The organism is Alkalicoccobacillus plakortidis (assembly GCF_023703085.1).
GTDB classification, from domain to species: Bacteria; Bacillota; Bacilli; order Bacillales; family Bacillaceae_D; genus Alkalicoccobacillus; species Alkalicoccobacillus plakortidis.
In genome coordinates this window covers 2,654,507-2,681,129 of the sequence record NZ_JAMQJY010000001.1, presented here as the reverse complement: position 1 = coordinate 2,681,129, position 26,623 = coordinate 2,654,507, and the positions used below count along the sequence as shown (strand labels likewise).

The 26,623-nt window shown below is 41.7% G+C and carries 18 protein-coding genes, 1 rRNA gene, 1 other RNA gene, 4 pseudogenes and 1 other annotated feature; of the genes and pseudogenes, 5 read left to right on the top strand and 19 right to left on the bottom strand.

Annotated elements, in window-relative coordinates; translation table 11 throughout:
* Window positions 1–164 precede the first annotated feature (164 nt).
* The 12 genes and pseudogenes from NDM98_RS13995 to NDM98_RS13945 form a co-directional block, all read right to left on the bottom strand.
* Window positions 165–1,717: ribosomal RNA gene (locus NDM98_RS13995) — 16S ribosomal RNA — on the bottom strand.
* A 432-nt stretch (window positions 1,718–2,149) separates the two neighbouring features.
* Window positions 2,150–2,413, bottom strand: coding sequence for a pro-sigmaK processing inhibitor BofA family protein (locus NDM98_RS13990; protein WP_251608685.1), 264 nt, complete (start codon window positions 2,411–2,413; stop codon window positions 2,150–2,152).
* Window positions 2,414–2,485: 72 nt separating this feature from the next.
* Complete coding sequence (locus tag NDM98_RS13985) at window positions 2,486–2,713, bottom strand: YaaL family protein (protein WP_307728824.1); 228 nt, start codon at window positions 2,711–2,713, stop codon at window positions 2,486–2,488.
* 8 nt (window positions 2,714–2,721) lie between these two features.
* On the bottom strand, window positions 2,722–3,318 hold the full coding sequence (gene recR / locus NDM98_RS13980; protein WP_251608680.1) for a recombination mediator RecR: 597 nt from the start codon (window positions 3,316–3,318) through the stop codon (window positions 2,722–2,724).
* A gap of 12 nt (window positions 3,319–3,330) precedes the next feature.
* Entirely contained in the window at window positions 3,331–3,642 is a 312-nt protein-coding gene (locus NDM98_RS13975) for a YbaB/EbfC family nucleoid-associated protein (protein WP_251608676.1), read from the bottom strand.
* Between the two features lie 16 nt (window positions 3,643–3,658).
* Window positions 3,659–5,363, bottom strand: a pseudogene (gene dnaX / locus NDM98_RS13970) (DNA polymerase III subunit gamma/tau).
* A gap of 134 nt (window positions 5,364–5,497) precedes the next feature.
* An RNA gene (gene ffs / locus NDM98_RS13965) (signal recognition particle sRNA large type) lies at window positions 5,498–5,764 on the bottom strand.
* Window positions 5,765–5,830: 66 nt separating this feature from the next.
* Window positions 5,831–6,346: a tRNA adenosine(34) deaminase TadA gene (gene tadA / locus NDM98_RS13960; RefSeq protein WP_251608673.1), complete on the bottom strand. Its 516-nt coding sequence runs from the start codon at window positions 6,344–6,346 to the stop codon at window positions 5,831–5,833.
* Window positions 6,347–6,443: 97 nt separating this feature from the next.
* Window positions 6,444–6,731 (bottom strand): hypothetical protein, encoded by a 288-nt coding sequence (locus tag NDM98_RS24140; RefSeq protein WP_307728821.1) that lies wholly within the window; start codon window positions 6,729–6,731, stop codon window positions 6,444–6,446.
* A complete protein-coding gene (locus tag NDM98_RS13955; RefSeq protein WP_307728820.1) occupies window positions 6,679–8,019 on the bottom strand; it encodes a glutathione ABC transporter substrate-binding protein in 1,341 nt (446 codons plus the stop codon). The genes NDM98_RS24140 and NDM98_RS13955 overlap by 53 nt, the downstream gene beginning before the upstream one ends.
* A 200-nt stretch (window positions 8,020–8,219) precedes the next feature.
* On the bottom strand, window positions 8,220–9,815 hold the full coding sequence (locus tag NDM98_RS13950) for a glutathione ABC transporter substrate-binding protein (RefSeq protein WP_251608670.1): 1,596 nt from the start codon (window positions 9,813–9,815) through the stop codon (window positions 8,220–8,222).
* 721 nt (window positions 9,816–10,536) lie between these two features.
* On the bottom strand, window positions 10,537–12,153 hold the full coding sequence (locus NDM98_RS13945; RefSeq protein ID WP_251608667.1) for a glutathione ABC transporter substrate-binding protein: 1,617 nt from the start codon (window positions 12,151–12,153) through the stop codon (window positions 10,537–10,539).
* A gap of 338 nt (window positions 12,154–12,491) precedes the next feature.
* Between NDM98_RS13945 and NDM98_RS13940 the strand changes: the two genes are divergently transcribed.
* The 4 genes and pseudogenes from NDM98_RS13940 to NDM98_RS13925 all read left to right on the top strand — a co-directional run bounded on the left by NDM98_RS13940 (window position 12,492) and on the right by NDM98_RS13925 (window position 16,396).
* Window positions 12,492–13,391 (top strand): ABC transporter permease, encoded by a 900-nt coding sequence (locus NDM98_RS13940; protein ID WP_251608664.1) that lies wholly within the window; start codon window positions 12,492–12,494, stop codon window positions 13,389–13,391.
* A 17-nt stretch (window positions 13,392–13,408) separates the two neighbouring features.
* The gene (locus NDM98_RS13935) at window positions 13,409–14,329 is read left to right on the top strand and encodes an ABC transporter permease (RefSeq protein WP_251608661.1); all 921 of its coding nucleotides are present in this window, start codon (window positions 13,409–13,411) and stop codon (window positions 14,327–14,329) included.
* A 49-nt stretch (window positions 14,330–14,378) separates the two neighbouring features.
* Complete coding sequence (locus NDM98_RS13930; protein WP_251608657.1) at window positions 14,379–15,407, top strand: ABC transporter ATP-binding protein; 1,029 nt, start codon at window positions 14,379–14,381, stop codon at window positions 15,405–15,407.
* A pseudogene (locus NDM98_RS13925) lies at window positions 15,382–16,396 on the top strand (ABC transporter ATP-binding protein). The gene NDM98_RS13930 and the pseudogene NDM98_RS13925 overlap by 26 nt, the downstream one beginning before the upstream one ends.
* A 33-nt stretch (window positions 16,397–16,429) precedes the next feature.
* Here the strand turns inward: NDM98_RS13925 and NDM98_RS13920 are convergent.
* The 7 genes and pseudogenes from NDM98_RS13920 to guaB form a co-directional block, all read right to left on the bottom strand.
* Window positions 16,430–17,627 (bottom strand): annotated as a pseudogene (locus NDM98_RS13920) (NRAMP family divalent metal transporter).
* 157 nt (window positions 17,628–17,784) lie between these two features.
* Window positions 17,785–18,573, bottom strand: coding sequence for a carbon-nitrogen family hydrolase (locus NDM98_RS13915; RefSeq protein WP_251608654.1), 789 nt, complete (start codon window positions 18,571–18,573; stop codon window positions 17,785–17,787).
* Window positions 18,574–18,591: 18 nt separating this feature from the next.
* Window positions 18,592–19,867: pseudogene (gene serS / locus NDM98_RS13910) on the bottom strand (serine--tRNA ligase).
* A gap of 64 nt (window positions 19,868–19,931) precedes the next feature.
* Window positions 19,932–20,145 (bottom strand) — a binding site (T-box leader).
* A complete protein-coding gene (gene pdxT / locus NDM98_RS13905; protein WP_251608653.1) occupies window positions 20,146–20,736 on the bottom strand; it encodes a pyridoxal 5'-phosphate synthase glutaminase subunit PdxT in 591 nt (196 codons plus the stop codon).
* A 2-nt stretch (window positions 20,737–20,738) separates the two neighbouring features.
* Window positions 20,739–21,623 (bottom strand): pyridoxal 5'-phosphate synthase lyase subunit PdxS, encoded by an 885-nt coding sequence (gene pdxS / locus NDM98_RS13900; protein WP_251608650.1) that lies wholly within the window; start codon window positions 21,621–21,623, stop codon window positions 20,739–20,741.
* Between the two features lie 81 nt (window positions 21,624–21,704).
* Complete coding sequence (locus NDM98_RS13895; protein WP_251608648.1) at window positions 21,705–23,003, bottom strand: D-alanyl-D-alanine carboxypeptidase family protein; 1,299 nt, start codon at window positions 23,001–23,003, stop codon at window positions 21,705–21,707.
* A gap of 152 nt (window positions 23,004–23,155) precedes the next feature.
* The gene (guaB, locus tag NDM98_RS13890; RefSeq protein ID WP_251608646.1) at window positions 23,156–24,613 is read right to left on the bottom strand and encodes an IMP dehydrogenase; all 1,458 of its coding nucleotides are present in this window, start codon (window positions 24,611–24,613) and stop codon (window positions 23,156–23,158) included.
* 148 nt (window positions 24,614–24,761) lie between these two features.
* Here guaB and NDM98_RS13885 point away from each other — a divergent pair, with 148 nt between their 5' ends.
* Complete coding sequence (locus NDM98_RS13885; RefSeq protein WP_251608644.1) at window positions 24,762–25,712, top strand: YaaC family protein; 951 nt, start codon at window positions 24,762–24,764, stop codon at window positions 25,710–25,712.
* The last annotated feature ends 911 nt before the right edge of the window (window positions 25,713–26,623 follow it).

The window sequence follows — 26,623 nt, the reverse complement described above, 5'->3', positions numbered from 1 at the left end:
TTGCGTTGTGTGTGTTTTGCATTGCACGATTTAGTTTTCAAAGAACCATTGCCCACAAAAAAAGTGGGTTCAGAATGAACGAAGTTCATTCAAAACCGAACAAAAGCCAAAGCGTATTCACATCAGGCGAACCTGTGTGATCGACTAGAAGTATTACTCCCTAGAAAGGAGGTGATCCAGCCGCACCTTCCGATACGGCTACCTTGTTACGACTTCACCCCAATCATCTGTCCCACCTTCGGCGGCTGGCTCCAAAAGGTTACCTCACCGACTTCGGGTGTTACAAACTCTCGTGGTGTGACGGGCGGTGTGTACAAGGCCCGGGAACGTATTCACCGCGGCATGCTGATCCGCGATTACTAGCAATTCCAGCTTCATGCAGGCGAGTTGCAGCCTACAATCCGAACTGAGAATGGCTTTATGGGATTGGCTTCACCTCGCGGCTTCGCAACCCTTTGTACCATCCATTGTAGCACGTGTGTAGCCCAGGTCATAAGGGGCATGATGATTTGACGTCATCCCCACCTTCCTCCGGTTTGTCACCGGCAGTCACCTTAGAGTGCCCAACTAAATGCTGGCAACTAAGGTCAAGGGTTGCGCTCGTTGCGGGACTTAACCCAACATCTCACGACACGAGCTGACGACAACCATGCACCACCTGTCACTTTGCCCCCGAAGGGGAAGCTCTGTCTCCAGAGTGGTCAAAGGATGTCAAGACCTGGTAAGGTTCTTCGCGTTGCTTCGAATTAAACCACATGCTCCACTGCTTGTGCGGGCCCCCGTCAATTCCTTTGAGTTTCAGCCTTGCGGCCGTACTCCCCAGGCGGAGTGCTTAATGTGTTAACTTCGGCACTACGGGCATCGAAACCCCTAACACCTAGCACTCATCGTTTACGGCGTGGACTACCAGGGTATCTAATCCTGTTTGCTCCCCACGCTTTCGCGCCTCAGCGTCAGTTACAGACCAGAGAGTCGCCTTCGCCACTGGTGTTCCTCCACATATCTACGCATTTCACCGCTACACGTGGAATTCCACTCTCCTCTTCTGTACTCAAGCCTCCCAGTTTCCAATGACCGCTTGCGGTTGAGCCGCAAGATTTCACATCAGACTTAAAAGGCCGCCTGCGCGCGCTTTACGCCCAATAATTCCGGACAACGCTTGCCACCTACGTATTACCGCGGCTGCTGGCACGTAGTTAGCCGTGGCTTTCTGATGAGGTACCGTCAAGGTACCGTCCTATTCGAACGGTACGTGTTCTTCCCTCATAACAGAGCTTTACGAGCCGAAACCCTTCATCACTCACGCGGCGTTGCTCCGTCAGACTTTCGTCCATTGCGGAAGATTCCCTACTGCTGCCTCCCGTAGGAGTCTGGGCCGTGTCTCAGTCCCAGTGTGGCCGATCACCCTCTCAGGTCGGCTACGCATCGTCGCCTTGGGGAGCCATTACCTCTCCAACTAGCTAATGCGCCGCGGGCCCATCTCACCGTGAGAGCCCGAAGGCCCTCTTTTAATCTTGCACCAGGAGGTGCTAGATATTATCCGGTATTAGCCCCGGTTTCCCGGAGTTATCCCAGTCGATAAGGCAGGTTGCCCACGTGTTACTCACCCGTCCGCCGCTAACGTTTTTGAAGCAAGCTTCAAAAACGTCCGCTCGACTTGCATGTATTAGGCACGCCGCAAGCGTTCGTCCTGAGCCAGGATCAAACTCTCCATAAAAGTGGTGAGTTGATTGCTCAACTGCTGACTAACTTTGATGACAGACACGAATGTGTCTAAAATCAAACAAAGTTTAATTTGCACAAATCCTTACTCGAAAACGAGATCATTTTTTGCGACTTTTTATTACTATGAGATATCGTGTATCTCTTCGTACGCTTGGCTTTTGTTCAGTTTTCAAAGAACTCGGTGTCGCTGTTGGCGACTTAACTAATATACCATGAGGTTAACTAGAAAGTAAAGAACTTTTTTAAAAAGATTTTTTTAAGTTGTTTACTTGCTCACCTGACAGCAAGATATAATTTACCATGCCCACAATTAAAAAGCAATAACTTTTTAAAATAAATTTGAGCTTTACTCTATCAACAATAAAAAACCTACTCCGTATTAGCTACGAAGTAGGTCTTCGAATGACATTCAGCTTCCTTCTCTCTATAGAACAAATTGCTTCACAACAACTAGTAGAACTAATCCTGGTACGCCTAACAGCCCCGTCACAGATGCAGTCACTGGATTGATAGGGACATGAAGCCCTGTCCAACTTCCTGACGCATTAACAAGAAACAATAGCAGCAAGCCAATCACTAATTTAACAGCAATATTACCTACAAGACGAATGGGTCTCATTGGCGCTCCCACGGTCAACAAAAGAATAACAGCACCACCCAACAACGCAAAAAGAATAATCGGATCCATTGTCTCTCCTCCCATACAGCTTGCCCTTTCCTCAATGTATGTCCTTATATAAGAAAAAAGAACAACCTGTCTTCACAGGCTGTTCTTTCTCGCGCGACGAATTCTCGCTTCTCTTATTAAAAACGAATACTTCGCCTCTGTTAGCTTCATTCGTGAAATCACATCTTCTGACGGATCCACACTATGTTCAATAAGTTGCCTTTGATTATCATAGCGCTCTTTTGTGACTTCTATATGGTTCAGCAGTCGTTCATTTTCTTCCATTCTAAGCTTACCCTTTTTCCGAAAAAACAATGACATCGCCTGCCTTACAATTCTCGTCTACCTTCAATTGCTCTTGATAACGTCACTTCATCTGCGTATTCTAAGTCCCCACCAACAGGAAGTCCGTGAGCAATTCTCGTCACTTTAATACCGGTTGGTTTAACTAAACGGGAAATATACATAGCAGTCGCTTCTCCTTCAATTGTAGGATTGGTTGCGATAATAACCTCTTGTATCGTATCGTCCTGCAATCGTTTAAGTAGTTCTGGGACTTTAATATCTTCTGGACCGATTCCTTCCATAGGAGAAATCGCTCCGTGTAATACGTGGTACTGACCAGGGTATTCCCTCATCTTCTCCATCGCCATAACATCCCGTGACTCTTGCACAACACAGACCATAGACTGATCGCGCGCTTTATCTTCACATATATGGCATGGATCTTGGTCCGTAATATTATGACACACAGAGCAATACGTTAAGTTTCGCTTCGCATTAACCAATGCCTTCGCAAAATCAAGAACGTCATCTTCTTTCATATCTAATACATAAAACGCCAAACGGCTCGCTGTTTTGGGACCAATTCCCGGTAATCTCATAAAGCCATCAATTAGTTTGGCTATCGGTTCAGGATATTGCAATGGCTAACCTCCCTAGAACATTCCAGGAATATTCATTCCTTTAGTGAATTTACCCATATCTTGCTCAACAAGTTCATCAACAAGCTTAAGAGCTTCATTTGTTGCTGCTAGTACAAGATCTTGAAGCATCTCGATATCATCCGGATCAACAACATCCTCAGAGATCGTAATATCCAAAATACGTTTGTCACCACTTGCTGTTACCGTAACCATACCGCCACCAGCTGTTGCTTCTACCGTTTTTTCCTTTAACTCTTCCTGAGCCTGTGCCATTTGCTTCTGCATTTTCTGCATTTGTTTCATCATATTACCCATGTTCTTCATTTTATGATTCCTCCAGTCAATTTTGGTCTGCCCATTCAATCAAATCCTCACCAACAAGCTTAACGGCTTCATCAATAAGGGGATCAGTTACAGGTTGATCCTCTGAACTTCCTTCAGTTTCTCCTGTTTTCTGTTCCTTTACAAACTCATCCTTTAACTTAGTCCATTGAGATTGAAGTAAGGTTAAAAACGACATGCCTTCTCCAAAAACTTCCCCAAGAACCTCGAGCAAGATTTCTCTAAACTTCGTATCCATCATATCACGATGCATCTCATTTTGAAATGCTAATAGAATCCCATCAGGAGCTGCCGCAACCGGACGACTATCATTTAGCCACGCTGAACCAGGGACGCTTTTCACTTTCATTCGAGCTGTTACATCTGGCCACTGAGACGTCACTTGTTGTAGCTTCTGCTTTTCTGCTTTGCCAAGCAACTCCTTAACCTGACCAGTTGCAAGCCTTGTTTGTTGTGGTGCTTTTCTTGTGCGCTTCGGTTGAGTCGCTGCTTTCTCTTCAGGTCTAGCTTGCACACCTTGCTTTTGCAGCTCGTTTAGCATCTGCTCCAAGCTTCTTCATTTTTTCTTCAAGCTGTGGAGACTGAACAGCTTCTGCTTGTGCAACAGGAGCCGTCACTTGTGGTTTGTTCATTAATTGAATGACCGCTAGCTCGATTAAAATTTTCGGGTGTGTGGCCCATTTCATTTCCTGTTGTGTCGCATTAACGGTATCGATTGCGTGATAAAGCCACTCATAACTCAGTTCCTCTGAAAGACGTTTAAACCCGTCATCAACAACAGCTCGTTCCATTAAGTCCGCCGCATCCGATGATGTTTTATAAAGAAGGACATCTCGAAAATAATAAAGCAGGTCTTCAACAAATCGCTTCGGATCCTTACCGTCTTTTAATACTTGATCTATTAAATGTAGGAGCTCAGCTGTTTGTCCATCATGCAATCCGATCGCAACACGCGCTAGAGACTCTCGTGATATTGCCCCAGTAATTAGCCTGACCGCCTCTGCACTCACAGTTTCATCTGAAAACGAGATCGCTTGATCTAGCAAGCTTAAGGCATCCCGCATTCCCCCATCTGCTGCTTGCACAATAAGTTGAAGGGCTTCATCTTCTACATGTACGTGATCCGCTTCAAGAATCTCCTTCATGCGATACATCATCGCTTCAGAGGAAATCGGTTTAAAATCAAAACGCTGGCAGCGAGAAATGATCGTTAGCGGAATCTTATGCGGTTCAGTTGTTGCTAGGATAAATATCGCGTGGGGCGGCGGTTCCTCAAGAGTCTTTAACAATGCATTAAAGGCTCCAGTTGAGAGCATATGCACCTCATCTATAATGTAAACCTTGTAGTGCACCTCACTAGGAGCAAACTTTACCTTGTCCCGAATATCTCTAATTTCATCTACACCGTTATTAGAAGCAGCATCAATTTCCATCACATCAACAATTGATCCATTGGAAATTCCCCTGCAAGCTGCACACTCATTACACGGTTCAGCTACCGGAGCCTTCTCACAGTTAATGGCCTTTGCAATAATTTTGGCAGCACTTGTTTTCCCGGTACCCCTTGGTCCCGAGAACAAATACGCATGCGAAAATTTATTCTGAACAAGCGCATTTTGCAAGGTTTTTGTCAAATGTGTCTGTCCAACAACATCCTTCAGCAGCTGCGGGCGCCATACTCGATACAATGCCTGGTAACCCATGCTGATATCCCGTCCCTTCTTTTTCTCTCTTCCTTCTATTATAGACATTTCCATACGCAATTCATAGTTCAGTGTACAAACAAGAAAAAAAGCAATTGCGGCCAGCGCAATTGCTTGAGTTCTATGTATATATACCGTGCACCTTTCTTCGATCATACCATCCCAAGCGTTACCTAAGCAGTTAGCTCAATCCAGGCAACTCTGCGGCACACGAAAGGATTCACTTACTGCTGCTTCCTTCCGGACCTGACAGGATTCATGAGTTTTCGTTGCGCAGAACCCAAATGTCAACACTACTTACTTAGGGCAGACCAAACGACGGCATGACCTAGAAAAGGGATTCAGTCTCGCTCTAGCGGATTGCGAGTGACAGGGCACCGCTACCTCCCCACCTAGCACGGCAAAGTTGATAATATAGTTAGGCATCAATTGCTGATGCATTCATCAGTATACGGTAAAAATTCATTTTATGCAAGGTGGCTGTCCGATTCCAATTTCCTCTGCTTTTTTAATGCACGTAAGTTACGGAAAAAGGCTGTTAATTGAGCACCACATTCATCCTCTAAGCATCCACCTATCACTTCACTTCTATGATTAAAGCGTGTCTCATCTAGAAGATTCATTAGAGTTCCTGCACAACCAGCCTTTGGATCAGTTGCACCAAATACTACTAATGGAATCCGAGATTGGACAATCGCACCAGCACACATCGGACATGGCTCAAGCGTCACATAAAGAGTACAGCCTTCCAGACGCCATGCATCAAGAGCTTCGCAAGCCTTTTGAATGGCTAATAACTCTGCGTGTGCGCAAGCATTGTGCGTTGTCTCTCGTAGGTTATGTGCACTAGCAATAAGCTCTCCTTCCCTAACGATGACAGCACCAATTGGAACCTCTCCAATACTCTCTGCTTCTTCCGCTTGTTTCATTGCCTGCCGCATCCAGTAGATGTGGTCTTGTTCGCGTTCTACCAGATTAGACATCTCATCCGCCTCCACGTTGTTCTCCATCGTATCGTAGCAGATCCACTAGTATTGCCGCAAGACAGAGTAAAAGCCCAGGAGCACCCGGGCTTTTATTTTACTCTTCAATATAAACATCATGCAGCTTAAAATCACCGCTTTGATGACGCCATAAATTTTTGACAGAATCACGAATCGCATTAACCTCTTGCTTATGGTGCGTATAGATAAGAGGTGCTTCATCTATTAAAATATCCTGCACTTCTTTATACATACCCATACGTGTCGCTTCATCCATCTCATGTTGAGCTTCTTCTAGAAGTTGATCTACTTCTTCGTTATCAAGGAATGACTTATTTCCAAGCTGCTCCATGGTTCGATGAGTGAAATAGTGGAGAAAGGGCATAATCCGCATCTCCTGTTGAAGCACTCCAACCTAGAACAAACATATCATGATCTCCAGAGTTTGTTCGATCTAGATACGAACCCCACTCCATTGTTTCTGTTTCAACTTCAATGCCAATCTTACCTAACTCTTGTTGTAAATAGGTCACTAGATCCACACGTTCACGCTTGTCATTTGTCCAAATAGACGTTTTAAATCCGTCTGGATAACCCGCTTCAGCTAAAAGTTCTTTTGCTTTTTCTGGATCATATCCAAGGGGTTCTACTGTATCATCAAAACCGATAATCTGAGGAGACATAGGACCAATTGCTGGCACTCCGTATCCATTTAATAGATTCTCAATGATTGCTTCATTATCAACTGCCATTGAAATCGCCTGACGAACACGCTTATCATCAAATGGCGCTTTTTGTGTATTAAAGCCAATGTACTCTATTCCCATACTATTGGACTCTATGATATCTAATCCATCTGTCCCTTTTACTCGTTCAACATCTGAAGGGCTAAATGGATCAGAAACGTGTGCACTACCCGTCTCTAAGTCAGCCAAACGTGTTCCATCCTCAGGAACGGTTTTGAATGTCACCGAATCAAGCTTAGCAGGCTCACCCCAATAGTCTTCATTATTAACTAGTTTAATCTGTTGACCTGTATCCCAAGATTCAAATTCAAAGTAACTAGAACCAACCGGATGATTATTAATGACACTACCAGGCTCTTTCCCTTCTTCCATTGCTGCATAATCTTCCTCAATTGACTTTGGACTAATCATGCCCCCGCCATTATGAGCAAAGCTATAGATTAACGGAGCAAAAGGCTCGTCTGTTTTCACCTCAACCGTGTAGTCATCAATGACTTCAACCTCAGATATGTTTGTAAATAAATAACCACGTGGTGAGGCGATGTCAGGGTCAGTTACTCGATCAATATTTGCTTTAACTGCCTCTGCATTAAACGGCTCTCCATCATGGAAGGTGACTCCTTCTTCAAGTTCAAATCGAAGCGTCAAATCGTCAACCTGCTCCCAATCTTTTGCTAGGCTTTTTTCAATATTCATTTCCTCATCAAATGTAACAAGTCGATCAAAGATATTAGAAGCAACGTTACCGGAAGGAACATCATTCGCTAAATGCGGATCGAGTGATACAGCTTCTGCCCCCATATCAATAACCAAATCGCCACCTTGACCATCTGAAGTTGCCTCATCTGAACCGGAGGCTTGTGGCTCACTTGCACAAGCCGTTAACCCCGCTGTTAGTAATACAAGTAGTAAATAAGACTTTTTCATGATATGCATCCTTTCAAACTCTTGTTAGTATTTAAAAAATTCTAATTTCTAGTGTCACATTAATATACCGTATTTTCAGATAATAAACGAGTGATTGTTCACAATGTCACACAAAACACGACATTATTCTTATTTAATCGACATTTTTTTCAAATCAAAAGGCAGCCACTCAAAATGAGTGCTGCCTTTTAATGTAGCTATTAGTCGATGTAAACATCCTGCAACCAGAAGTTACCTGTCGGATGACGGTATAGGTTGTGAACAGTGTTTGCAACTGCATTCAACTCTACTTTGTGGTGAGTATAAAGCAATGGTGCTTCATCAATTAGAATTTGTTGAACTTCGCTATATAGCTCATTACGTTTAGTTGAATCCAGTTCATTTTTTGCTTCATCTAACAATGCATCTACTTCATCATTCTCATAGAATGCACGGTTACCAGCATTACCTTGGTTTTTAGAGTGGAATAACGGCTCAAGTGCATAATCTGCATCACCTGTAGCAGAACTCCAACCAAGAACGAACATATCAGTATCACCTTGAGCTGTTTGCTCTAAATAAGCACCCCACTCAACAATTTCGATACTAACATCGATACCGACTTTACCTAATTCAGCTTGTACAAATGTAGCTAAATCTTGACGCTCTGTTGTATCGTTTGTAGAAATAGTTAGTTCAATTCCATCGCCATAACCAGATTCCTCTAGAAGTGTCTTAGCACCTTCTGGATCATAACCGATTGGCTCTAAGCTATCATCATATCCGATTACACCTGGAGCAATTGGTCCTTTAGCAGGAATTCCGTAACCATCATATAGATTGTTAACAATATCTTCGTTATTAATAGCCATTGTAATCGCACGACGTACGTTTACATCATCAAATGGTTCTTGTTGCGTATTAAAACCAATATACGAAACATTTAAGCTATCTGATTCCATGATATCCATTACATCTGATCCTGTTACTCGACTTACATCACTAGGTGCAGTTGGATCAGAGACATGTGCACTGCCTGTCTCGATATTAGCAAGACGTGTGTTATCCTCAGATACAACACGGAATGTAACAGAATCTAGCTTAGCTGGCTCTCCCCAGTAATCATCATTTTTCACTAGACGAATGTAGTTACCAGATTCCCATGCATCAAATGTGAAATATCCAGTTCCTACTGGATTTGAACCAATAACAGATCCAGGATTTTCTCCTTCTTCCATTGCTGCATAATCTTCTTCGATTGACTTAGGACTAATCATGCTTCCACCGCTATGAGCGAAGCTAAAGATTAATGTTGCAGATGGTTCTTCAGTAATAAATTGAATTGTTTGGTCGTCTACTACGTTAATGTCAGTAATATCTTCAAACAAAAATGCACGTTGAGAAGCAATTGCTTCATCTTTAACTCGATCAATATTTGCTTTTACAGCCTCTGCATTAAATGCTTCACCGTCTGTAAAAGTAATACCTTCACGAAGTTTAAATTCAAGTACATTTTCATCCACTTTCCAGTCTTCAGCAAGACCATCTTGGATATCCATGTTCTCATCAAAATAAACAAGTGTTTCATAAAGGTTTGTTTGTACGTTACCAGAAGGAACGTCATTCACACTGTGTGGATCAAGTGAAACAGCTTCAGACTTCATATCGATAACTAGATCGCCACCTGAACCTTCTTCACCGTCAGCAGACTCACTATCACCTGAATTACTATCAGGTTCGCTTGCACATGCTGCTAAACCAAAGCTTAACATTAGAATCAGCATCCACATTGAAAGATGTTTTTTTCCCAACTTCATTGTATTTCCCCCTTGAATATTATATTGATGTATTAATATTTATACACTATACACGATTTTAAAAAGTTCGACAATAATTTTAGACATATTTCTACGTTAGCACATATTCTTATTGTTTGATTTATCAATTAATACAAGCAATTTAAACTTATCTCGGAATAATATATTCAGTTTAATCAATATTTTTTATATTATCTGAAAATAATGAATGTATCTTAATAATGAGAAAACATATGAAAGAAATTAGAATCTGAAGTCAAGCCGCTACCGAGTTGGGGGCACACGTCTCGTCGGGAGGGCGCCCGCCTAATTTGGCTTTGTCAAATCAATTCAACCTTGCCCTTAAGCCCTGTTGGAGTCGGCCTCTCATCTCGTCCGTTTTGTCAGAGCGTCTGAATTTTAATTAATTTCTAATGGATGTAGTAATAGGTAGTAAGATAGAAACGAATCTACTTGGAATGAGTTTGGGAAATATCGGGGCGAATGAATTCATAACTAGCTACACTAGAACATCGCTGATCTGTATGTAACTCCACGCTACTTACAAATGAGCACAAAACCAACGTAGAACATACAAAACATACACGTAGACTCCAAAGTAGTATCCCTACTCTCTTATTTTTAATCAACAAAAAACCGAACCATTATGTTAAGCAACATAATGGTTCGGTTTATGTGAAAGCTAGAACAACATCTGTACCAGCCACTTCTTGTACTTCGTTTAGTTAAGTGTTACATCTTGAAGCATTAATCTTCTTGTAGGATGCTGCCATAAACCTTCAACACTATCACTAACACCTAATAGATAGTCTTCGTGGAATAGTGGCAAGACGATTGCTTCGTCTGCGATGATATTTTGAACTTCTAGATATTGATCAAGGCGTTCTTCTTGGTTCTCATTTTGACGAGCTGCCATTAATAATTCATTCAGATCTGCATTATCTGTAAATGTACGGTTACCTGCAGATCCTTTTTGTGATTCGTGGAATAGTGGGAACAATCCATAATCCCCATCACCTGTTACAGTAGACCAGCTAAGAACAAACATTTCTTGCTCCCCGTTAGCCGTTGAATCTAAGAATGAACCCCACTCTTGCATATTAATGTTCACATTTACGCCAATTTCATTTAACGCTTGTTGCACATTTTCAGCAATGCTTTGACGTTCACGGTGATCACTTGTATTAAATGTAATCGAAAGTTCTCCTTCATCATAACCAGCTTCAGCTAAAAGACTTTTTGCTTCTTCTGGATCATACTCAATCACATCAATGTCTTCACTGTATCCGTAAACTTTTGGAGCCAATGGACTTTTTGCTTCAAGACCATGTCCATCATAAATTCCATCAATAATACTTTGTTTATTAATCGCCATTGAAAGAGCTTTACGTACGTTTGCATCATCAAATGGCTCTTTTTCAGAGTTAAAACCGATATACATCATCGCAACACTTTCTGTTGATTCATAATGCATATTATCAGTAGCTTCAATTTGAGCAACATCACTTGGGCTAAGTGGGTCAGCGATGTGCGCTGCACCAGTACTTAGATCAGCGATTCTTGTACCATCCTCTGGAACAACACGGAAGGTAACAGAATCAACCTTCGCTGGATCTCCCCAATAATCGTCATTTTTCACAAGCTTCAGTTCACTACCTGGAGACCAGGTATCAAATTTAAAGAATCCTGTTCCGATTGCTTTATTGTTGATGACAGATCCTGGCTCTTCGCCATTTTCCATTGCTTCATAATCTTCCGCAATCATTTCTCCACTCATCATTCCTCCACCATTATGAGCTAAGTGAGCAGGAAGTGGTGCAAATGGGTACTCTGTTTTAATGTGAACCGTATAATCATCAATAACTTCGACTTCTTCAATCATATCGTATAAAAATGCACGTTGAGATGCGATCGCAGGATCTAGAATACGATCAAGGTTTGCTTTTACTACGTCTGCATTAAACTCCGATCCATCATGGAACTTTACACCTTGCTCAAGCTTAAACTCCCATGTATTTGCATCTAGTTGCTCATGACTTTCTGCTAGACCATCTTTTAGTTCTAACTCTTTGTCATGATAGACAAGAGTTTCATAGATATTTGAAGCAACATTACTAGAATACGTATCATTTGAACCGTGAAGATCAAGTGATACAGCATCAGAAGCTAACGAGATAATTAGATCTCCGCCTCCTTCCGTTCCTCCATTATCTGATGTTCCTTCATCATCAGATCCAGAATCTCCTTCGTTACCTGTTGGTTCACTTGCGCAAGCTGCTAGAAAAATAGCAAACGCTAGTACCAAACTAAATAAATAAGTCTTTTTTAAATTTTTCAAGTTTTTGAACCCCTCTCACTTTTGTATGTATTCAGAAAATTACATAATTCACTATACCCCAAAACTACTTTGTGATTCAATACCTTTCTTGACAAACTTTGCTTTACAGGACTTTCTACCTATATATTCTCGTTAGCACCGACACAAAGCCAATCTTGTGTTGTCTCACACGACATAATATGTCATTTTTCATAAATTAAACTGTAAGATTATTTTTCATTAATAGTTTTTTTGTTTTAATATTCTCTGAACATGGTATAATCTATCAACGTGAGCACAGGCTGGATAAGGCTTTTACACGTCAAAACGATTCTCCTAAAGAAAGGAAGTTAGAAGCTATGCAAGAACATCAACATCCATCCAATCAATATACGCCGGCTCCTGTCGAAAATCCGCGAATTAAAAGCATGAAGAGCTTTTTTAAGCGTTTAGCCCGTAACAAACCGGCTATGGTAGGAGCTTTTTTAATTATCTTTTTAATTATCGTAGCATTGATTGGCCCGTATTTTACAACCCTAGAACCAGATGCACAGGACTATTCTGTCAAACTAGAAGGACCTTCTGCTGACCATTGGTTAGGGACTGATCATCACGGTCGAGATATTTTTACCCGTATTATTCACGGAATGAGCCTTACATTTTATGTAGGTTTTTCATCAGTTGCTCTTGGAGCGATTGTAGGGACATTTTTTGGCGTTATCTCAGGGTATTATGGTGGTCGAATTGATAACATCATCATGAGAATCACAGACATTCTCTTAGCTTTCCCGGGAATTTTGTTAGCACTTGCGATTGTTTCGGTGCTTGGACCATCCATGAATAATGTTATTATCGCCGTTGCTCTGTTTTCTGTACCAGTTTTCGCACGTATTGCACGTGGATCTGCCTTAACCGTTCGGAAACTTGAATATGTGGATGCTGTAAAAGCACTTGGTGCTAGTGATTTCCGCATCATTTTTAAACACATTCTTCCGAATATTACTTCGCCACTAATTGTTCAAGCGACATTAAGTATTGCCTCAGCGATATTAACCGCTGCCGGTTTATCTTTCCTTGGACTTGGTGCTCAACCGCCAATTCCTGAATGGGGTGCGATGCTTGCAGATGGTCGAAACTATATGTACGACGCTGGCCACGTAGCTTTATTTCCTGGACTAGCTATTGTTCTTGTTGTTCTAGCATTTAATATTTTTGGTGATGGATTACGTGACGCGCTTGATCCAAAGCTTAGAGATTAGAAAGGAGAGCCGATTACATGTTAACCTTCATCATCAGACGTCTAGTTCAGACGATTCCGGTCCTTTTAGGCGTAACCATTATTACATTTAGTCTTGTTCATTTAATTCCTGGTGATCCTGCACAGATTCTTGCCGGAGAGGCAGCTTCTGGCGACCAAGTTGAGCAAATGAGAGAACGACTAGGGCTTAATGATCCATTGCCTACACAATATTTTAATTATTTAAAAGATGTTGTTACGTTAGACTTCGGTAATTCCATTCGAAATGGTAGAGCTGTTGGAGACGAAATTGGAGCTCGCTTTTGGGTAACCGTTGAGCTTGCCTTGTATAGTACGATTTTCAGTATCTTTCTAGGAATGATTGCAGGGATTATCTCCGCAACCAAACGTTATAGCTTTGCTGATACAGCAATTATGATTGTAGCTTTGTTTGGCTTGTCTATGCCGAACTTCTGGATGGGATTAATGCTTATTCAATACTTCTCTATTAATTTAGGTTGGTTTGCTTCATCTGGTTGGGGATCATTTAGTCAAATGGTGTTACCAGTACTTACACTTGGAACAACTGGAGCTGCGATCATTGCTCGTATGACTCGTTCAAGTATGCTCGAAGTTATTGGACAGGATTATATCCGTACAGCACGAGCAAAAGGGGTAAAAGAACGTTATGTGGTTTATCAGCATGCCCTTAAAAATGCAATGATTCCTGTTGTAACAGTTGTAGGACTGCAATTTGGTTCACTACTTGGAGGAACCGTTTTAGCCGAATCTGTCTTTGCCATCAACGGAATGGGACGCTTAATTATTGATTCGATTCGAGCTCGTGACTTCCCAATTGTTCAAGGAACTGTGCTTGTTGTTTCTCTCTTATTTGTAGTTGTAAACTTACTTGTTGATGTAGCATACAAGCTATTAAACAAACGAGTGGACGTAGACTGATCCTGTTCTAAACTAGGACAATTATTTTATGAAAGGTGTGTGACCCTTCATGGGCAATGATTCGATTATAAAAATCCGTGATCTTCGCACCTCATTTTTCACTCAAGGTATGGAGGTTCGTGCCGTAGATGGAGTAACCTTTGATGTACCTAAAGGCAAAACCCTTGGAATCGTTGGTGAATCTGGATCTGGTAAAAGTATCTCAGCTATGTCGATTCTAAAATTAATCCAAAATCCAGGGAAAATTGTTGGAGGAGAAATTGAGTTTAAAGGCGAGGATCTAACAAATAAAAGTGAAAGTGCAATGCGAAAAATCCGTGGGAATGAGATCTCAATGATTTTCCAGGAACCAATGACGTCCCTGAACCCTGTTTATACAGTGGGTCAGCAAATTGGCGAGTCGTTCCGCATCCACGAAAATGTTGGCAAAAAAGAAGCCATTAAAAAGTCAATTGATATGTTAAAACTGGTTGGTATTCCTTCACCAGAAAAACGCGTGCATCAATACCCATATGAATTGTCTGGTGGAATGCGTCAACGTGTCATGATTGCTATGGCCTTAGCCTGTAATCCTGAGCTTTTAATTGCTGATGAACCAACAACAGCACTAGATGTTACGATTCAAGCGCAAATTCTAGAACTAATGAAAGATCTTCAGAATCGTTTAGGTATGTCGATTATCATGATTACTCATGATCTTGGAGTTGTAGCTGAAACCTGTGACTATGTAGCCGTTATGTACTGCGGAAAAGTCGTTGAGTACGCAACTGTTGAAGAGCTTTTTGCTAATCCTCGTCACCCATATACTGTTGGTTTACTTGAATCACTTCCACGCCACGACGTTGACGTAGAAGGAGAAGATCTGTCTGTAATTAGAGGATCTGTTCCAAGTCCCGCTAATATGCCAACTGGCTGTCGTTTCGCACCACGTTGCCCGCATGCTAGTGAGATATGCAATCGTCTGCCGGATTTAGAAGAAGACGAGCACGGAAATCAAATACGCTGCTGGATTTACTCTGATGAGTGGGACGGCGATCCGGAGGTGAAGGTTCATGGCACAAGAACTACTCAAGGTTAATGACCTAAAACAGCATTTCCCAATTAAAGGTGGAATGCTTGGTCGGACCGTTAACCATGTTAAAGCAGTAGATGGCGTATCCTTCGCCATTAAAGAAGGAGAAACGGTTAGTATTGTTGGAGAATCAGGTTGTGGAAAGTCTACTACTGGACGTGCCATTTTAAGACTTGATGAACCAACAAGTGGTGAAATTGAATTTCAAGGAAAAGACCTACTTTCCATTAGCAAGTCAGAGATGCGAAAAATGCGCAAGGATCTTCAGATTATTTTCCAAGATCCATATGCATCGATTAACCCGCGTCAAACAGTTAGACAGATTCTTTACGAAGCAATGGAAATTCAAAATGCTGTACCTAAAAAAGACCGTGAAAACCGTATTAAAGAATTGATGGATACAGTTGGTCTTGGACCACACCAAATTGATCGCTACCCACATGAATTTAGTGGCGGGCAGAGACAACGTATCGGAATTGCCCGTGCATTGTCTGTTGATCCAAAACTAATTGTATGTGACGAAGCTGTATCAGCATTGGATGTATCCATTCAAGCACAGGTAATTAACCTTCTTAAAAAACTTCAGCGTGAACTGAAGCTAACCTATCTCTTTATTTCGCATGATTTAGGTGTGGTTCGCCACATTTCAGATCGAGTGATTGTTATGTATCTTGGACGTATCGTTGAGATTGGTGATAAGAAATCTGTATTTGATCAATCGCAGCATCCTTACACCAAAGCATTACTATCTGCGATCCCAGTACCAGATCCAAGCAAATAAAGCTGATCGCATTATCTTAAAAGGAGATGTTCCATCTCCTATTGATCCACCTGAAGGATGTCGTTTCCATACACGTTGTCCATTTGCCACTGATAAATGTCGTACGGAGACACCTGAGCTTCGCACAACTGATTATCTTAAAGAAGGTCATATGGCTGCATGTCACTACATGGAAGAGATTGAACAAGGCAAGCGTGAGCCTGCCTATACGTAACAAAAAAAAGGATGCCACTGCGGCATCCTTTTTTTACCTTCTCCATAAATCTGCTATTCCACCTAGGGAGATGTAACCTGCAACTATTGTAACAAGCACAGCTATAATTCCAAAAATAATGATCCAAGTAGGATGATGATAATCCCCCACAATTGACTTTTTTCTTGATGCAATTAATATAGTGGTTAATACAATTGGCAAGATTAGAGCATTTAGTGAACCGGCAATAATCAGTAATGCTACTGGTCGTCCAACCAAAACAAAAATAATCGTAGAGATTGCGATGAACCCAGCTATGATCCAATTATTATATGTTGCGAAAAATGGGTGGAATGATCGTAAAAATGAGATACTTGTATACGCACACCCGATAACAGAGCTAATTGCAGCTGCAAATAAAACAACTCCAAACATTTTATAGCCGACATCACCCAAGCGCTACTTGGAACACCGTTGCTGCTGGATTATCAGCATCTAATGTATAACCCATGGCTACAACACCTAATACAGCAAGAAACAGAAATACCCGAACAGTACTAGTTGTTAGAATACCTAAGTTTGCCGCTCTACTAACGAATCTCACGTTCTCTTTCCCCGTAATACCGGCATCGATTAATCGATGACCACCAGCAAATGATATATAGCCACCTACAGTCCCTCCAACGAGTGTGACAATTGGAAGAAGAAGACTCTTAAAATTATCAGGTAAAACAGCTTTAACCAAAGCTTCCTGAACCGGAGGACTAGTGCTTAACATGACATAACCTACCATTAAAATCATGATAATTCCTAATACTTGAATAACCCGATCGACTACCTTCATCGCATCTTTAATTAGAAAAATAATGATTGCGATAGCTGCAGTAATGACGGCACCCCATAACACAGGAATCCCAAATAATACATTTAAACCCAACCCTGCACCTGCCACGTTACCGATATTAAATGCAAAGCCTCCAAATACCATAAGGATTGCAACAAATAAACCAAGACCAGGTAACACTTTCCAAGCGATATCCTGGCCTCGCATACCGGATACGGAAATGATTCTCCATATGTTTAATTGTGCTCCTATATCAATGATTACAGAAGCAACAATGGCAAAAGCAAAGCTTGCCAAAAATTGTTGAGTGAAAACAGCAGTTTGAGTTAAAAAAGCTGGCCCTATAGACGACGTTGCCATAAGAAAAATAGCTCCGCGAATAAAAGAGCTTCGCTGCTTGTCACTCATCTGTGTTTGTGATAATGGTGATTTGCTCAATCAATATCCCTCTTTTCTAAAATAGATTATAATCTTCATGTTTACCCTTATTTCTGAAAATTATGTCGAATGGTTAGGGATATTGTAATATTTATTGTTTTCGATTGTCACTGTTTTTTTAATTACTTTAGTAGAGATCTGATCGTCGGCTTTTAAAAACTGGTACATCTTGCCTCACTTGTGGTACCTGATCTAGCTTTAAGGAGATAGTGATGGATTCTTCGATATCTTGAGATGCCATGGCAAGAGTGTTCCCCCAAGGATCAACCACCATTGAACGACCTGCAAATTCAACTCCATCGTGCGTTCCAATTACATTACTTGATACAACATAAAATTGATTTTCAATAGCACGTGCTACCTGTAAAGCCTGCCAGTGTAGTGTTCTTGCTTCAGGCCATTCTGCTACAATATGGAGCACCTGTACCCCTTCAAGGGCAAGTGACCTGGCTAGCTCAGGGAAACGTAAATCATAACATATGATGACACCCATTTTTACGCCATCTAGCTCAAATACTTGCGAAAGCGACTCTCCCTCTTGGAGAAAAGCTGGCTCATTTAGCATAGGAACTAAATGAGCCTTATCATATTCATACACAAGCTTTCCCTGTCTGCTGACAACAAGAGCTGTATTATAAATTCCTCCATCCTTTTTATTGGCAACCGATCCTCCAATAAAATGAACATCGTACTGCGTTGCAAGTCGCTGAAGAAACGGAAGAGTGATCTCAAGACGATGTTCTGCTTTCTGCTCTAGATCAGGCAGTGTATAGGCTGTCGTCCACATCTCCGGAAGGACCAAGATATCAGGCCTCTGCTCTGCAGACATCACTGCATGTGTCCATTGCTCAATAATCTGATAGTTTGCCTCTGGTTGACCAGGAACAAGCTTCGTTTGGCAAATCGCATATTTCATCTTGTGATCCCCCTTTTCTTATTGAATGGTTGTTTTACCGCCCATATATGGCTGTAGGACTTCTGGAATCTTAATGGTTCCATCCTCTTGCTGATAGTTCTCAAGAATCGCTGCTACTGTACGGCCAACAGCAAGACCAGAGCCATTTAACGTATGAACATGCTCCGCTTTGCCTTTTGCTTCACGACGGAAACGAATGTTTGCACGTCTCGCCTGGAAACCCTCTACATTACTACAAGAAGAGATTTCACGGTACTCTCCATAGCTTGGTAGCCATACTTCAAGGTCATATGTCTTAGCCGCTGTAAAGCCCATATCTGCTGTACATAATGTTAGCACACGATATGGCAGATCAAGAAGCTGAAGAACTCGTTCTGCATGCTCTGTCATCTTCTCAAGCTCTGCATAAGAATCTTCTGGTTTACAGAAATGAAGCATCTCTACTTTATTAAATTGGTGCTGACGAATCAATCCTCGTGTATCACGACCTGCAGATCCTGCTTCAGAACGGAAGCATGCACTATATGCTGCATAACGCAGTGGAAGTTTATCCCCTTCAATAATTTCATCACGATACAGATTGGTAACTGGAACCTCCGCCGTAGGAATTAAGAAATAATCCTCTTCACGAATTTTAAATGCATCCTCCTCAAACTTAGGAAGTTGCCCCGTTCCAAGCATACTATCACGGTTCACCATGTAAGGCGGTAATACTTCTTCGTAACCATGCTCATCTGCATGCAAATCCATCATAAAGTTAATCAGTGCACGCTCTAGCCGAGCACCCATCCCACGGTAAAAGACAAAGCGGCTACCTGTTACTTTTGCTGCACGCTCAAAATCAACAATACCAAGATCACTTGCTAAGTCCCAATGAGGTTTAGGTTCAAAAGAATACTCTTTAGTCTCGCCCCAAGCTTCGTAACTCCTCATTATCTTCCTCAGATTCGCCAACAGGTACACTCTCATGAGGCAGGTTTGGCAATGTATATAAGATGGTATCTAATTGCTCATCAACCTGGTGTAGCTTTTCATCTAATGCCTTAATGTTTTCAGATACCTGCTTCATTTCTTTAATGAGAGCATCCGCATCCCCTTTTTCTCGCTTGATCTTTGCTACCTCTTGAGATACTTGGTTTCGGCGACTTTTCAGTTCTTCCGTCTCAACGATTAACGCGCGACGCTCGCTATCCAACTGCTCAAATTGATTTAACCCTTTTTGTTCGCCACCTCGAGTAGCTAATAATTCTTTTACTGTCTCTAATTCTTTTCGTAATTGCTTCACATCTAACATCTTTTTTCCTCCTCAGATTCTTCAATTCAAACAAAAAACTCCCGCCACTCCTATACATGTGTATAGAAGGGACGAGAGTTTACCCGCGTTGCCACCCTTATAGCCCTCACAAAATGAAGACCACTCGAAACCTGTAACGAAGGCAAAACGGAACAGTTTACTATTATTTCGACCATTCACTCAAGGGTGGATTCAAGCTAGTCTGTTCCGGTTTGCACCAACCACCGGCTCTCTGAATCAAACGTATAAGCCTTACTAATCCCTATCAACATATTTTCTTATTTAGTTCTTTGTTTATTTGCTTCTTTCACCATTGTAACAAAAAAACGATGCAAACGGAAATCATCTGTTAATTCAGGGTGAAATGAGCACGTTAAGTAATGACCTTCTCGTGCAGCTACAATTTCTCCATTGTATGTAGAGAGTACCTCTACGTGTTCGCCCACCTCTTCAATTAGAGGTGCTCGAATAAAAACAGCGCGCAGATCCTCTGCAACACCCTGAACTTCAAGTCTTGTTTCAAAGCTTTCCCTTTGACGACCAAATGCATTCCTTTGAACCTTCATATCCATTAGTCCAAGATGCGCTTGGTCTTGACCAGCGATTTCACTTGCCATAAGAATAAGCCCTGCACATGTACCAAAAATTGGTTTTCCACTTTTACCGAATGCCTTTAAAGGTTCAAAAAAATTGTATTGATTAATCAGGCGGCGCATCGTTGTACTTTCGCCACCAGGAAAAACTAAGCCATCTATTTCTTGAAGCTGCTCAGCCTTTTTAATAATAATAATCTCAGTATCCTCTGCTTGAAGACTGCGCACATGTTCCCGCACAGCTCCCTGCAGAGCAAGTACACCAATTTTGATCATACTTACCAGCCGCGCTCCTGCATACGATCAGATGGAGCAAGTGTAGAGATCTCCAATCCTTTCATTGCTGAACCAAGGCCTTTAGAAACATTTGCGATCAACTCATAATCTGTAAAATGAGTTGTAGCTTCAACAATAGCACGAGCAAACTTCTCAGGGTTGTCCGATTTGAAGACACCAGAGCCAACAAATACACCATCTGCACCAAGCTGCATCATCAATGCCGCATCAGCAGGAGTGGCCACACCGCCAGCTGCAAAATTCACAACAGGAAATTTCCCTGTTTCTTTGATTTCTAGAAGAAGCTCATAAGATGCCCCAAGGTTTTTCGCTTCTGTCATCAGCTCATCTTTAGACATATTTGCTACTGTTTTAATCTGTGCTTGCATCATACGCATATGACGAACAGCTTCTACAATATTACCCGTTCCTGGTTCACCCTTTGTACGGATCATAGATGCTCCTTCGCCAATACGACGAGCTGCTTCACCTAGATCACGTGCGCCACAAACAAATGGTACTGTATAATCACGTTTGTATAAGTGAAAGACTTCATCGGCAGGTGTTAAAACTTCACTTTCATCAATGTAATCAACACCCATTGATTCTAAAACACGCGCCTCTACAATATGCCCAATACGCGCTTTTGCCATAACAGGTATGGAAACAGCCTTCATAACATCCTCAACAATTTGAAGATCAGCCATTCTTGCTACTCCACCAGCGGCACGAATATCTGAAGGAACACGCTCAAGTGCCATAACGGCTACAGCTCCAGCTTCTTCCGCAATTTTTGCTTGCTCGGCGTTCACCACATCCATGATGACACCGCCTTTTTGCATTTCCGCCATACCACGTTTCACAAGATCTGTACCAGTTTGACTCATTTTAAAATCCCCCACTCTAATAGTCTGAAATATAGTATATTGTTTAATTACACATACTCAAAAAGGAGTTGGTGCTTACCTTTAAAACCAGCCTGTAACAGTATCAGAAACGGATGTCCAAATACCTGAGAAAAAGCTTCCAATGCCTCGCATACTCATCGTAAACCAGCTTGCTTTTTCCACAGCTTGATCCGCTACAAGTGGAGTTGAATTTGATCGATTATCATATAAGTATTGGACGTCTTCTTCACCATTATACGCTAATTGAACTTCTCCAACCTCTTGTCCTTCTTCAAGTGGAGCCACAAACTCTCCATCTTCATTTAATAACTCTTCAGATAATGTAACCTCTGGTGAATAAAGCTCTTCTTCATCGTTTTTCACAACTACTGAAAGAGCCTCAGATGTAGAAATGGAAACCTCATTCTCTTTCCCGCCTGTTACAGGAATCACATCTTCACCATCAGGCTTATACCCTTCAGGTAATAATTCGACTTCATGGAAATTATCAAATCCATAATCAAACAACTTTGCCGTTTCATCAAAACGATCATCACGAGTAACGGCACCCATTACAACTGTAATTAAACGCATGTCGTCTCGACTAGCTGTTCCAGTAAATGAATTGCCTGCACCTGATGTAAACCCTGTTTTTAGTCCATCCGCACCATCATATTCATGTTGTGCATTTACACCAGGAATCATCCAGTTCCAGTTTTGCATCTGAATAACTTCTTCTTCTCCTGCCTGGAACTCAAGTTCCGGAATGCTTGCTGTTTCTAAAACTTCAGGATGATCATTTATCAAATGATACGCAAGCTGTGCAACTGATTTAGCCGTTAATTCATTTTCTGCATCTGCTTCCGTGCCTTCTGGATGATTACCAGCAAGATCACTATTATTTAATCCACTTGAATTAACAAAGCTATAACTTTCAAGTCCAAGCTCTCCTGCCTTGTCATTCATCATTTGCACAAAATCAGTTTCAGAACCAGCTACATGCTCAGCCAAAGCAATGGTTGACGCATTTGCTGAATAAATGGCCATGGATTGATATAACTCTTCTACAGTATAGGTGTAATCTTGTCTAAGTGGTACATTAGATAAATCTATTTTTAAGGAAAGAGCACGGACTGGATCACTAATACTAACCTCGTCATCCCAGTTAATCGTTCCTTGATCAATCGCTTCTAAAATTAAATACTCACTCATCATTTTAGTCATACTTGCTATCGGTAGTTGATCATCTATGTTATCTGCAAATAGAATTTTTCCTGAATCTGCGTCTACTAAAATCGATGCTGATGCATTCACATCAACAGCCGCTTCCGCTGTATGCGGGTTTAATCCAATTGTTAATGCCAGCGATGCTGCCATCATTCCAAGTAGTGCCTTTTGTTTTGCCTGGCTTACTCAAACCTTCCACCTCCGCTATTTTTAACACAGAGGTAATTTTATCATATGCAAGTATAAAAAAATAGATAGAGTTAGACTCTATCTACTTGAAAAACGTTACAATTTCGCGTCACTCATTAAACAGAGTAGTTCGGCGCTTCTTTTGTAATATGAACATCATGCGGATGACTCTCTCTTAAGCCAGCTCCACTGATTTTTATAAACTCTCCTGTTTCACGTAAATCTGCAATAGTTGGTGTACCCGTATAGCCCATACCAGCACGAATACCACCAACTAGCTGATGAATCGTGTCACTTAAAGGTCCTTTATATGGTGTTCTTCCTTCAATACCTTCAGGAACAAGCTTCTGATTATTTTCCTGGAAATAACGATCCTTACTGCCTTTTTCCATTGCTCCTAAAGAACCCATTCCACGATAGACTTTAAATTGACGTCCTTGATAGATTTCACGTTCTCCAGGGCTTTCAGAAGTACCAGCAAGCAAACTTCCAAGCATAACAGCATGTCCACCGGCAGCAAGTGCTTTTACGATATCTCCCGAGTATTTGATTCCACCATCTGCAATAATAGGTGTGCCGTGCTTACGTGCCTCTGTTGCACAATCATAGATTGCTGTCACTTGAGGAACACCTATGCCTGCCACAACACGAGTCGTACAGATAGAACCAGGTCCAATTCCTACTTTCACAACATCTACCCCAGCCTTAATGAGATCACGTGTACCTTCCGCTGTAGCCACGTTACCTGCAATAATGGTTAAGTTAGGGTATTGCTCGCGAATTTGCGCAATTCTATCAAGAACCCCTTTAGAATGTCCATGAGCCGTATCAATAACAATGGCATCTACCCCAGCTTCAACAACAGCAGCGATCCGCATTTCAGCATCCGCTGAGACCCCAATCGCCGCTCCAACTACTAAACGACCTTGTGTGTCTTTTGCTGAGTTCGGAAACTCAATTACTTTCTCAATATCTTTAATCGTAATTAGACCCTTAAGAATGCCCTCATCATCAACAAGTGGAAGCTTCTCAATTTTGTATTGCTGTAACGTTTTTTCTGCTTCCTGAAGCGTTGTACCTACAGGAGCAGTAACTAGATTCGTTTTTGTCATCACGTCATCAATCGTAATCGAATAGTCCTCAATAAAACGTAGATCACGGTTCGTTAAAATCCCTACAAGTTTGCGATTTTCATCAACAATTGGAACTCCAGAAATCCGATATTTCCCCATTAAATGTTCCGCGTCAAATACTTGACGATCTGGAGTCAAATAGAATGGGTTTGTAATAACACCACTCTCCGAACGTTTAACCTTATCAATCTGCTCCGCTTGCTCTTCAATCGACATGTTCTTGTGGATAATACCAAGACCGCCTTCACGAGCAATCGCAATAGCCATTTGATATTCCGTTACCGTGTCCATCCCTGCACTGATAACAGGAATATTAAGCTTCAGATTTTCCGAAAGCTCTGTCTTCACCGAGACATCACGCGGTAAAATGTCTGATTTGGCAGGTATAAGTAATACATCATCAAAAGTTAAGCCTTCTTTTTGAAATTTAGTTTCCCACATGATGTGAATCATCCTCCCAAATATAATATAGATAAGTACCTCAGAATATTATTAGTAGCGTATCAATTGGGTAAACTACTGTCAAGAAAAGGCGTTAAGTACAACTTTTCTGAATATACTAACGATATTTGTTGAAAGAGTGATTCCATTGAAAGATGCCTTGGTACCATTTGAATCAATCAGCTACACAAAGCGTTTTTTAACCAATTGTTACGAACAACAATCATTCCCTAACGCCAAAACTTTAAGTTATCATACCAGCTATTCATTTATTTACCACCTACAGCAGGGACGATTATACTTTAAACAAGCAGCTCAATCACCAATTGAAATACAACCTATGCTGCTCTTCTACGGAATTGTTCAGATGCTCAAAGCATGCGTCTTAACAGCGGACCCTTTTTATCCAGAAAACTCCGCCATCCTCGCCCATGGTGTCACCACCAGAAAGCGAAAAAAACAAGGCTATCGATTTCTTGATGACGAAATAAAAATCCAAAAGAACGGCCTTTTTCTGCACTCTCTCTCTAAAATGTTTCATGTGAAACAGATGCCATCCGAAAAATATAAAATGAATGCACTAATGAAACAAATCGCTGACATGCACTCCTTATATTCCACAATGCAAAACCAGAAAATCAGTCTGCCCGTTACGTACCGTTATCAATCCTTTAGCATAGCCTCCGACCTATTAGATGATCTCCACATGACAGCTAATCGATTTGGACTATTCTTAGAACAACAGAATCAAAACAACTGGTTTAATCGACAAATGGGTATTCAATCAAACAACCATAGCATCACAATACCTTTACACTTCAAACCAACTTCATATCAAAGCCCACCTTGGCTCACAGCAATCGATGGAAAACACTACATCCTGCGCAAACGAGAAGACTTTTGCCCCCTACCAGAACTATCTATTCACTATCTTCTTCTCTACAACCTTAGCATGATTTGCCGCTACGAAGCAGAGTGGTGGGGAGAACTTCACCATAACTTTGAAGGAGAAGACCTTCCCTTTATCAAACAGTTCCTCTCCATCTCCAACATGAAACTACCTATGCTTTTTGAACATTATTTATGTTCGCTTGAATGACGTGGGATGGATTGGTGTGGGGAAGTTCTTGGTGTTTGGCGCTTGGGGCTTGGTATGGGGAGGTGTCTCTTGGTGTGAGCAGATGGTTCTTGGTAAGGAGAGTTACTTCTTGCTTGGGAGTGATCGCTCTTGTTTTTTGAAGGAGGCTCTTGCTAATATTCCCCTTCCTCTTGCTAGTGAGGCGAGGTTCTTAGTGCGCTAGCTATTTTTCTTGGTGTCGAGGCCTGTGGCTGGGTAAGAGGTTGGTTGCTCTTGTTTTTCCTCCAGTTTCTCTTGGTGGTGCAGCTCGGTTCTTGGTGAATGGGTACTCTTCATTGGATAAGGCTTTGTTGTTCTTGGTATTGTCCTTGGTTTTCTGGTTAATTTAATCGGTTTAAAACCTGGATAGGTTTATTCCTTTTGAAATGGTTGGGCAGAGCTCTTACTGTTGGGCTTTCTCTCTTGGTGCGTAGGGCTCGGGCTTGGTGTGGGGAAGGGCTTCTTGGTACGGCGAGATGGTTCTTGGTGGTATGAAAAAGGTTCTTGCTAACGTCGTCTTTTCTCTTGCTAATGAAGGGAGGTTCTTGGTTACCTAGCTGTTTATCTTGGTATCGGGGCTTGCTGCTGTGTAAAAGCTGATTTGCTCTTGCTTATCCTTCAGTTTTTCTTGCTTCGGAAGCTGGCGTCTTGATGAATCTATACTCCATCTTGGTTAAGACCTTCTCTTTCTTGCTATTGCCTTTCTCCCTTCCGCTTCAGCTTCAGCTTCAATCTATCTAAACCTGAATAGGTTTATTCCATTCCATCTTTTCTTCTTGATTCTCCGCCCTTTTTTCTTACTATCCCCCTCCCCTTCTTAATAGAAGCACAATCCGTCTTGGTTCACGTCTTTTTCTTCTTGCTCATGACTTCGAACTTCTTGGTACCGAACC